We start from the raw sequence: 9,468 nt of genomic DNA, 5'->3' as shown, positions 1-9,468 counted from the left end.
GGACATGAATCGCAAGGGTGACAAATCGCTGATCGTTGGCCTGGACATCGGCACCTCCAAGGTGGTGGCGCTGGTGGGCGAGTATTCGCCGGGCAACCCGATCGAAGTGATCGGCATCGGCTCGCACGAATCGCGCGGGTTGAAGCGCGGCGTGGTGGTGGACATCGAATCGACCGTGCAGTCGATCCAGCGCGCGGTGGAAGAAGCCGAGCTGATGGCCGGCTGCGAGATCCGCTCGGTGTACGCCTCGATCTCCGGCAACCACGTGCAGTGCAAGAACTCGCCCGGCATCGTGCCGATCCGCGACGGGGAAGTGACCTGGGGCGACCTGGATCGCGTGCTCGATGCGGCCAAGGCGGTGGCGATTCCGGCCGACCAGAAGATCCTGCACGCGATCCCGCGCGAGTACGTGCTGGACGATTCGCAGGAAGGCATCCGCAACCCGGTCGGCATGACCGGCGTGCGCCTGGAGGTGCATGCGCACCTGGTGGTGTGCGCGCAGTCGGCCGCAGCCAACATCAGCAAGTGCGTACAGCGCTGTGGCCTGCAGGTAGACGACCTGGTGCTGTCCTCGCTGGCCTCCAGCGTGGCGGTGCTGACCGCTGACGAACGCGAGCTGGGCGTGGTGCTGGTCGACATGGGCGCCGGCACCACCGACATCGCGGTGTTCGTGCAGGGTGCGATCTGCCACACGGCCTCGCTGCCGATCGCCGGCGACCACGTCACCAACGATATCGCGCACATGCTGCGCACGCCCACCCCGGAAGCCGAGCAGATCAAGGTGCGCTACGCCTGCGCCCTGGCCCAGCTGGCCACCGCCGAGGAAAGCATCCAGGTGCCGTCGGTGGGCGACCGTCCACCGCGCCGCATGCCGCGCCATTCGCTGGCGCAGGCGGTGCAGGGCCGCTACGAGGAGATCTTCGAGATGGTGCAGGCCGAACTGCGCCGCTCCGGCTTCGAGGAACTGGTGCGCGCCGGCATGGTGCTGACCGGTGGCGCCTCGAAGATGGAGGGCGTGGTCGAACTGGCCGAGGAAATGCTGCAGATGCCGGTGCGCGTGGGCATCCCGCAGCACGTCACCGGCCTGGGCGAAGTGGTGGGCAACCCGGTGCACGCCACCGGCGTGGGCCTGCTGCTGATGGGCAGCCAGATCGAGCACCCGCGCCGGCCATCGCTGCCGACCGGGCGCGCTGGAAGCATGTTCAAGAAACTCAAGACCTGGTTCCGCGGCGAGTTCTGACGCGGAACCCGCAACTCCGGGCCCGGCCCGGCGCAACACCCGCAGTACCCGCATCACAACGCAACAACGCAACAACGCAATACACAACCCACACAGCCGCAACGGCAACATGACACGCGAAGGCAGGAGGCCCGACCGTCCATGCCACCGACAAGCGGATACAACGAGGACACGGACATGGCGCATTTTGAACTGATCGAAAAGATGGCACCCAATGCGGTGATCAAGGTGGTTGGCGTGGGCGGCGGCGGCGGCAATGCCGTGGCGCACATGGTCAACTCGGCGGTGGACGGCGTGGAATTCATCACCGCCAACACCGACTCGCAGGCCATCAAGAATTGTGGTGCCAAGCTGCAGCTGCAGCTGGGTACCAACGTGACCAAGGGCCTGGGCGCAGGCGCGAACCCGGAAGTCGGCCGCCAGGCCGCGCTGGAAGACCGTGAGCGCATCATGGACGCGCTGCAGGGCGCGGACATGGTGTTCATCACCGCCGGCATGGGCGGCGGCACCGGCACCGGCGCTGCGCCGGTGGTGGCACAGCTGGCCAAGGAAATGGGCATCCTGACCGTGGCCGTGGTCACCAAGCCGTTCCCGTTCGAAGGCCGTCGCCGCATGCAGGTGGCGCTGAAGGGCATCGAGGAACTGAGCCAGCACTGCGACTCGCTGATCACCATCCCGAACGAGAAGCTGATCACCGTGCTGGGTCGCAACGCGACCATGATCCAGGCCTTCCGCGCCGCCAACGACGTGCTGCAGGGCGCCGTGCAGGGCATCGCCGACCTGATCGTGCGTCCGGGCCTGATCAACGTCGACTTCGCCGACGTGCGTACCGTCATGTCCGAAATGGGCCTGGCGATGATGGGCACCGGCACCGCCCGTGGCGATGACCGCGCCCAGGCCGCCGCCGAAGCCGCCATCCAGAACCCGCTGCTGGACGATGTGAACCTGGCCGGTGCCAACGGCATCCTGGTCAACATCACCGCCGGCGCCGACTTCACCATGGCCGAGTTCGACGAGATCGGCCGCACCATCGATGGCTTCGCTTCCGAAGACGCCACCGTGGTGGTCGGTACCGTGCTGGATCCGGACATGCAGGACGAAGTGCGCGTGACCGTGGTCGCTACCGGCCTGAACCGTGTTTCGGCCAGCAAGACCCAGCGTCCGGGCGAGCGTGCGCCGATCAAGCTGGTCCGCAATGCCACGACCGGCCAGCCGGAGTTCGGCGACTTCGACAACGGTGGCGACGCCGTGTCCAAGGCCGTCGGCGGCATGGGCCTGGGCCTGCGTCGCGCCAGCAGCGATACCGCGGCCGCTTCGGCCCCGTCGGCGCCGTCCTCCTCGGCCCCGGCTGCGGCGGAACTGCCGAACGACTACCTGGACATCCCGGCGTTCCTGCGCCGCCAGGCGGACTGAGCGGGGCGGCCCGGGGTTGTCCTCCCCGGGTAGCGCCACCATGTCCTGAAAACGCGGGCGCCGGGCCAGGATGGGCCCGGCCGCCCTGCTTCACGCGCGTCCTGCCGGCGTTTCAGCCGGGGTAGGGGAGCGTGCGTGTTAATCTAATGTGTCACTTCCGGTCCATCCCCCATGATCCAGCAACGCACCCTCAAGAACACGATCCGCGCCACCGGCGTTGGCCTGCACAGCGGCGACAAGGTCTACATGACCCTGCGCCCGGCACCGGTCAACCATGGCATCGTGTTCCGCCGCGTGGACCTGGACCCGGTGGTGGAAGTGCCGGCCAAGGCCGAGCTGGTCACCGAAGTGACCCTGTGCACCGGCCTGACCTGCAACGACGCCAAGATCCAGACCGTCGAACACCTGATGTCGGCGCTGGCTGGCCTGGGCGTGGACAACATCATCGTCGAACTGTCCTCGGCCGAGCTGCCGATCATGGACGGTTCGGCCGGCCCGTTCGTGTTCCTGCTGCAGTCGGCAGGCATCGTGGAACAGGATGCGCCCAAGCGCTTCATCCGCGTGCTGAAGACCGTGGAAGTGACCGAGGGCGACAAGGTGGCCCGCTTCACCCCGTACGAGGGTTACAAGCTGGGCTTCACCATCCAGTTCGACCACCCGATGATCCCGGCCAAGCAGTCGCGCCAGGAAATCGAGTTCTCGACGCTGGCCTACACCAAGGAGATCTCCCGCGCGCGCACCTTCGGTTTCATGCGCGACCTGGAATACATGCGCGAGCGCAACCTGGGCCTGGGCGGTTCGATGGACAACGCCATCGTGCTGGACGAGTTCCGCGTGCTCAACGAAGACGGCCTGCGCTACGCCGACGAATTCGTGCGCCACAAGATCCTCGATGCGATCGGCGACCTCTACCTGGCCGGTGGCCAGGTGCTGGGCGCTTACGAGGGCTTCAAATCCGGCCACGCGCTCAACAACAAGCTGGTGCGGGCGCTGATGGCCGATGCCACTGCCTGGGAATGGGTCAGCTTTGACTCGCCTGCCACCCCGGGTCCGGTCGAATACGCCACTCCGGCCTATGCCTGATTCCGTAGGCCGTTGAATTTAAAGATAAAAACGCCGCCACCCAAGGCGGCGTTGTTGTTTCCGGCGAAGACGACGCATTCAGTGCGCTTGAAAAGGCATCAAGGCCGGTTCGAGGTCACGGTTTTGTGAACCTGTTGGATCCGGAGCCTGAATTTAACGCTGTTTTAACAACAATCTAACGACAGGCCCTTGGATGGCCGCTAGGATGCGACCCGGCCCCCGAAATGTTTCACGCCGTGGTGACACGCGCGACGGGGAGCGGAGCCGGATGCTCCGTTGCCATCATGTTCGTTTCTTCGGTTTGGAAGGAACGTCCTGCAGGCAAGCCAAGGCGTCGCGTAGCCCTTTGTGCGTGGCGGCTGAAACTGCGTGGGGTCCATTCCGGTTGTCGAGCGCTGGGGAGCGCGTGGGAGTGGGAGACGCAGTCTTGATGGTCACCTTGGTGGCCTTCAGCCCGATGGAACGGGCCGCGTCGAGCAACTGGGCTTCGGCAAGCCGCAACTTGGCATGCCAGACCGGGGATTCGACGAGAAAAACGAGGTGTTCCCCGTCCACATTGGCCAGCCGGCAGCGGCTGCGCAGAGGTGGCGGCAACTGGGGGCGCAACTGTCGGTCCAGCGCGTCGAGCCACAGGGCACGCCGCAGCGGGTTCCCGCTTTTGTCCGCCATTACCGCATCCAGCGCCGGTTTCGGTGCCGACGCGGGGCGAACGCTGGATTTCGGCTCAGACATGAAAACTCACTGATGGCATTCAAAAAGATCGTAATCAAAACGCGTGAAGGACAGGCCAAATCGTCGCCGATCACGCGTTTGCGGTTCTATTTCGAGGACCGCCCCCGCGCCCTGCTGGGCAGCGTGCTCGGGGTAGGCTGCATTATCGGCCTTGCTGGCGGCATTGGCGTCAGCGCGCTGAATGATTCCCGGCTGCAGGCCAAGGTCGAGCGCCAGGATGCGGAGCTGGCCAAGGTCAAGCGCGATGCGCAGACCCAGGTCAACGCGCTGGCGGCCCGTCTCGGCGAGCTGCAGGCCCAGGCCACCCGCCTCAACGCGCTCGGCGAACGGCTGACCCAGATGGGCAAGCTGGAGGATGGCGAGTTCGACTTCAACGAGACCCCCGGTCTCGGTGACGGTGACGCAGGCGGTCCTACCAGCGACATCCCGGTCAAGGACGTCAACGCCGACTTACAGGTGCTGGAGCAGCGCTTCGCTGCTTCAGGCCGGCAGTTGTCGGTGATGGAGTCGCTGATGTTCGACCACCAGCTGCAGCAGAACGCCGTGCCTTCGCGCATGCCGATCCGCAACAGCTACGTGACCTCCGGCTTCGGCACCCGTGCCGACCCGTTCGGCCGAGGCGCCGCCACCCACAAGGGCATGGACTTCCACGCCAAGGTCGGTGACCCGGTGATGGCCGTGGCCGAAGGTGTGGTCAGCTTCGCCGGCGTGAAGGGGGGCTACGGCAACGTGGTCGACGTCGACCACGGAAATGGCTACGTCACCCGCTACGCGCACAATTCCCGCCTGGTGGTGAAGGCCGGCGACCTGGTCCGTGCCGGTCAGGAAGTGGCCAAGGCCGGTTCCACCGGTCGTTCGACCGGCGCCCACGTGCACTTCGAGGTGTGGGAGAACGGCAACGTGGTCAACCCGCGCAAATTCCTCGGCGACGGCGGCAACACGCCGGTCGGCCGCGTCAGCCGCGGCTGATCCCGGGTCGTATCCCTTCCGCGCCGCGGGAGGGCTCTGACCCGATGCGGTTGATCTGGTAGTGCCGGCCGCTGGCCGGCAATCCGCGACGCTGCCGAAGATCATGAGGTTGCCGGCCAGCGGCCGGCACTACCCCTCGGGGTTGAAACCTCAGCCGCCCGTCCCAAGCTACAATGGGTGTTGCCATCGACAGGGCGCCAAGCGCCCTGTTTCGTTTGCGGCGGACGGATCCCCAGGGGGAGGCCGGGCGTCGTGTCCATCCAACCCGGTTCCTTCAATGATCAACAGCCTGCTTACCCGCGTATTTGGCAGTCGTAACGAACGACAGCTGCGCCAGCTCAACCGCATCGTCGCCAAGATCAATGCGCTGGAGCCGGAGATCGAGAAGCTTTCCGACGAGCAGCTTCAGGCCAAGACGCCGGAGTTCAAGCAGCGCATCGCCGATGGTGAAGCCCTGGACAAGGTGCTGCCGGAAGCGTTCGCGGTGTGCCGCGAAGCCGGCCGCCGCGTGCTGGGCATGCGCCATTACGATGTGCAGCTGATCGGCGGCATGGTGCTTCACCTGGGCAAGATCGCAGAAATGCGTACCGGTGAAGGCAAGACCCTGGTGGCGACCCTGCCGGTGTACCTCAACGCGCTGGAAGGCAAGGGCGTGCACGTGGTCACCGTGAACGACTACCTGGCCCGCCGCGACGCCGCGCAGATGGGCAAGCTGTACAACTGGCTGGGCCTGAGCGTGGGCGTGGTGTATCCGGGCATGCCGCACAGCGACAAGCGCGAAGCCTACGCTGCGGATATCACCTACGGCACCAACAACGAATTCGGTTTCGACTACCTGCGCGACAACATGGCGCTGTCCAAGGCCGACCGCTACCAGCGCGGCCTGCACTACGCCATCGTCGACGAAGTCGACTCCATCCTGATCGACGAAGCGCGTACCCCGCTGATCATCTCGGGCCCGGCCGACGATTCCCCGGAGCTGTATATCCGTGTCAACCGCGTCGTGCCGCACCTGGTCAAGCAGGAGAGCGAGGACGGCGAAGGTGATTTCTGGGTCGATGAGAAGGGCAAGCAGGTGCACCTGTCCGAAGCGGGCATGGAGCACGCCGAGCAGCTGTTGGTGGAAGCCGGCATCCTCAACGGCGAAACCGAAGGCCTGTACGCGGCGCAGAACCTGACCGTGGTCCACCATCTCAACGCCGCCCTGCGCGCGCACGCGATCTACCAGCGTGACGTGGACTACATCGTGCGCGACGGCGAAGTGGTCATCGTCGACGAGTTCACCGGTCGTACCCTGGCCGGCCGCCGCTGGTCCGATGGCCTGCACCAGGCGGTGGAAGCGAAGGAAGGCGTGCCGGTCCAGCGCGAGAACCAGACGCTGGCGAGCATCACCTTCCAGAACCTGTTCCGCATGTACAAGAAGCTGTCCGGCATGACCGGCACGGCCGATACCGAAGCCTTCGAGTTCCAGAGCATCTACGGCCTGGAAGTGGTGGTGATCCCGACCAACCGCCCGACCATCCGCAAGGACAGCCCGGACCAGGTGTTCCTCAACCGCAAGGGCAAGTTCAATGCGGTGCTGGCCGACATCGAAGAATGCGCCAAGCGCGGCCAGCCGGTGCTGGTCGGTACCACCTCGATTGAAACTTCGGAAATGCTGTCCGAGCACCTGAGCAAGGCCGGTGTGAAGCACGAAGTGCTCAATGCCAAGCAGCACGACCGCGAAGCGACCATCGTCGCCAACGCCGGCCGTCCGGGCGCGGTGACCATCGCCACCAACATGGCCGGCCGTGGTACCGACATCGTGCTGGGCGGTTCGCTGGAAGCAGAGCTCCACGCGCTGGGCGAGGACGCGACCGACGAGCAGAAAGCCGCGGTCAAGGCCGACTGGCAGAAGCGCCACGAGGCAGTGAAGGCGGCGGGCGGCCTGCACATCGTCGGCACCGAGCGCCATGAGTCGCGCCGTATCGACAACCAGTTGCGTGGCCGTTCGGGCCGCCAGGGTGACCCGGGTTCGTCCCGCTTCTACCTGTCGCTGGAAGACAACCTGATGCGTATCTTCGCCTCCGACTGGGTGCAGAAGGCCATGCGCATGATGGGCATGAAGGAAGACGACGTCATCGAAGACCGCCTGGTCAGCCGCCAGATCGAGAAGGCGCAGCGCAAGGTCGAGGCCCACAACTTCGACATCCGCAAGAACCTGCTGGACTTCGACGATGTCAACAACGACCAGCGCAAGGTGATCTACGCCCAGCGCGACGAGCTGCTGGACGCCGAATCGGTGAAGGACAACGTCGACGGCATCCGCGACGACGTGATCTTCGACGTGGTGGCCCGCTTCGTGCCGCCGAACTCGATCGACGAGCAGTGGGACCTGCGAGGCCTGGAAGCGACCCTCGAGTCGGACTTCGGCCTGCAGATGTCGCTGACCGACCTGGTCAAGGAACACGAGGAGCTGGACGCCGAAGCGATTGCCACCAAGGTGCAGGAACGAGTGAATCAGCACTTTGCCGAGAAGGAAGCCGGCGTGGGCGAAGAAACCATGCGCGCGCTGGAGAAGCACGTGATGCTGACCGTGCTGGACCAGAGCTGGAAGGAGCACCTGGCGCGCATGGATTACCTGCGCCAGGGCATCTACCTGCGTGGTTACGCGCAGAAGCAGCCCAAGCAGGAATACAAGAAGGAAGCCTTCGAGCTGTTCTCGGACATGCTGGAAAACGTCAAGCGCGAAGTGGTGACCCTGCTGTCGCGCGTGCGCATCCGCAGCGACGAGGAAGTGCAGGCGCTGGAAGCGGCCGAGCGCCAGCAGGCCGAAGCCCGCCTGAGCCAGTCGCAGTTCCAGCACCAGGACGTGGGCGGCTACAGCGCCGACGAGGAAGCCGCGCAGGTGCAGGCTGCCCAGCAGGGCGTGGCGCAGATGCAGCGCGACGAGCCGAAGATCGGCCGCAATGATCCGTGCCCGTGCGGCAGTGGCAAGAAGTACAAGCACTGCCACGGCCAGCTGAGCTGATGCCGAAGAGCCCCGCGAAAGCGGGGCTTTTCGTTTGTGGCAGGGGAGTTGCAGCGGATCCGTGATTGCGCCGGCCGCCCTGTTCTGGGCATGCTTCCCCCATGCCTTCCCCCACCCGATCGATCCATGTCGTGGCCGCCGTCATCACCGACGCCCGTGGCCGCGTGCTGCTCAACCGCCGTACCGAGAACCGCGACATGGCCGGCCTGTGGGAGTTTCCCGGCGGCAAGCGCGAATCCGGCGAGACCTCCGAACAGGCGCTGGTGCGCGAGCTGCGCGAGGAACTGGGCATCGAGGCCGATGTCGGCGAGTGGCTGATGGATGTGCCGCAGCGCTATCCGGACAAGCACCTGACCCTGGAGGTGCGCCACGTGCGCAGCTGGAAGGGGACACCGCGTGGGCGGGAGGGCCAGGCGATCACCTGGGTGGCGCCGGACAAGCTGGGCCGCTATTCAATGCCGCCGGCAGACCTGCCGGTGGTGGCCGCCCTGCGCCAGCCCGACAGCTACCTGATCACCCCGGCGCCGGCCGATGATGAGGGCGGCGTGCAGCAGTGGCATGAACAGCTGCAGCGCGTGGTGGCTGCGGGCCAGCAGCGCATCCAACTGCGGTTGCCGACGGCCCATCCGCAGCGGCAGGCGATGGTCGAGCAGGTCGTGCGTGCGCATCGCCGCAGCGGCGTGCAATGGTTGCTCAACCGCGATATCGAACTGGCGCGTGCGTTGGGCGTGGGCGTGCACCTGGGCAGCGAACAGCTGCTGCAGCTGTCGCAGCGCCCGCTACCCCAAGGCCAGCTGGTGGCTGCATCCTGCCACGACCTGCAGCAACTGCGGGCGGCACAGCAGTTGGGCTGCGACTTCGCCGTGCTGGGCCCGGTGCAGGCCACGCCCAGCCATCCAGATGCCGTGCCGCTGGGTTGGGATGCCTTCGCCGAGCTGCGCGCGCAGGTGTCACTGCCCATCTATGCGCTGGGCGGCATGGGCCGCAGTCACATTGCCGAAGCGCGCCGCCATGGCGGCCA

General features: G+C 65.9%; 7 protein-coding genes. 6 read left to right on the top strand and 1 reads right to left on the bottom strand.

Annotation, left to right across the window (positions count from 1 at the left end; genetic code table 11):
* Positions 1 to 4 precede the first annotated feature (4 nt).
* The 3 genes from ftsA to lpxC all read left to right on the top strand — a co-directional run bounded on the left by ftsA (position 5) and on the right by lpxC (position 3,736).
* On the top strand, positions 5 to 1,240 hold the full coding sequence (gene ftsA, locus N5C25_RS19575) for a cell division protein FtsA (RefSeq protein ID WP_005408083.1): 1,236 nt from the start codon (positions 5 to 7) through the stop codon (positions 1,238 to 1,240).
* 177 nt (positions 1,241 to 1,417) lie between these two features.
* Positions 1,418 to 2,653 carry a cell division protein FtsZ gene (gene ftsZ, locus N5C25_RS19570; protein WP_058980418.1) on the top strand — a complete coding sequence of 412 codons (1,236 nt, stop codon included), beginning with the start codon at positions 1,418 to 1,420 and terminating at the stop codon, positions 2,651 to 2,653.
* A 171-nt stretch (positions 2,654 to 2,824) separates the two neighbouring features.
* Positions 2,825 to 3,736: a UDP-3-O-acyl-N-acetylglucosamine deacetylase gene (gene lpxC, locus N5C25_RS19565; protein ID WP_019661076.1), complete on the top strand. Its 912-nt coding sequence runs from the start codon at positions 2,825 to 2,827 to the stop codon at positions 3,734 to 3,736.
* A 282-nt stretch (positions 3,737 to 4,018) separates the two neighbouring features.
* Here the strand turns inward: lpxC and N5C25_RS19560 are convergent, their stop codons facing one another.
* Positions 4,019 to 4,468 carry a DUF721 domain-containing protein gene (locus N5C25_RS19560; RefSeq protein ID WP_058980417.1) on the bottom strand — a complete coding sequence of 150 codons (450 nt, stop codon included), beginning with the start codon at positions 4,466 to 4,468 and terminating at the stop codon, positions 4,019 to 4,021.
* Between the two features lie 12 nt (positions 4,469 to 4,480).
* Between N5C25_RS19560 and N5C25_RS19555 the strand changes: the two genes are divergently transcribed.
* From N5C25_RS19555 to N5C25_RS19545, 3 genes are all read left to right on the top strand, one after another.
* Positions 4,481 to 5,437: a M23 family metallopeptidase gene (locus N5C25_RS19555; protein WP_019661077.1), complete on the top strand. Its 957-nt coding sequence runs from the start codon at positions 4,481 to 4,483 to the stop codon at positions 5,435 to 5,437.
* Between the two features lie 277 nt (positions 5,438 to 5,714).
* On the top strand, positions 5,715 to 8,447 hold the full coding sequence (secA, locus tag N5C25_RS19550; RefSeq protein ID WP_058980416.1) for a preprotein translocase subunit SecA: 2,733 nt from the start codon (positions 5,715 to 5,717) through the stop codon (positions 8,445 to 8,447).
* A 101-nt stretch (positions 8,448 to 8,548) separates the two neighbouring features.
* The coding region (locus N5C25_RS19545) for a Nudix family hydrolase (RefSeq protein ID WP_279937701.1) at positions 8,549 to 9,468 on the top strand (920 nt) is incomplete at its 3' end.

The sequence above is a fragment of the Stenotrophomonas sp. GD03958 genome, assembly GCF_029839005.1.
In the GTDB taxonomy this organism is placed as follows: domain Bacteria; phylum Pseudomonadota; class Gammaproteobacteria; order Xanthomonadales; family Xanthomonadaceae; genus Stenotrophomonas; species Stenotrophomonas hibiscicola.
Note: the sequence above shows the minus strand (reverse complement) of the source record. Positions and strands in the feature narration are given on the sequence as shown.

What these genes read in the sequence shown, in the direction of transcription:
- ftsA (WP_005408083.1), top strand. Translation starts at nt 5, where the DNA reads ATGAATCGCAAGGGTGACAAATCGCTGATCGTTGGCCTGGACATCGGC.
- ftsZ (WP_058980418.1), top strand. Translation starts at nt 1,418, where the DNA reads ATGGCGCATTTTGAACTGATCGAAAAGATGGCACCCAATGCGGTGATC.
- lpxC (WP_019661076.1), top strand. Translation starts at nt 2,825, where the DNA reads ATGATCCAGCAACGCACCCTCAAGAACACGATCCGCGCCACCGGCGTT.
- N5C25_RS19560 (WP_058980417.1), bottom strand. Translation starts at nt 4,468, where the DNA reads ATGTCTGAGCCGAAATCCAGCGTTCGCCCCGCGTCGGCACCGAAACCG.
- N5C25_RS19555 (WP_019661077.1), top strand. Translation starts at nt 4,481, where the DNA reads ATGGCATTCAAAAAGATCGTAATCAAAACGCGTGAAGGACAGGCCAAA.
- secA (WP_058980416.1), top strand. Translation starts at nt 5,715, where the DNA reads ATGATCAACAGCCTGCTTACCCGCGTATTTGGCAGTCGTAACGAACGA.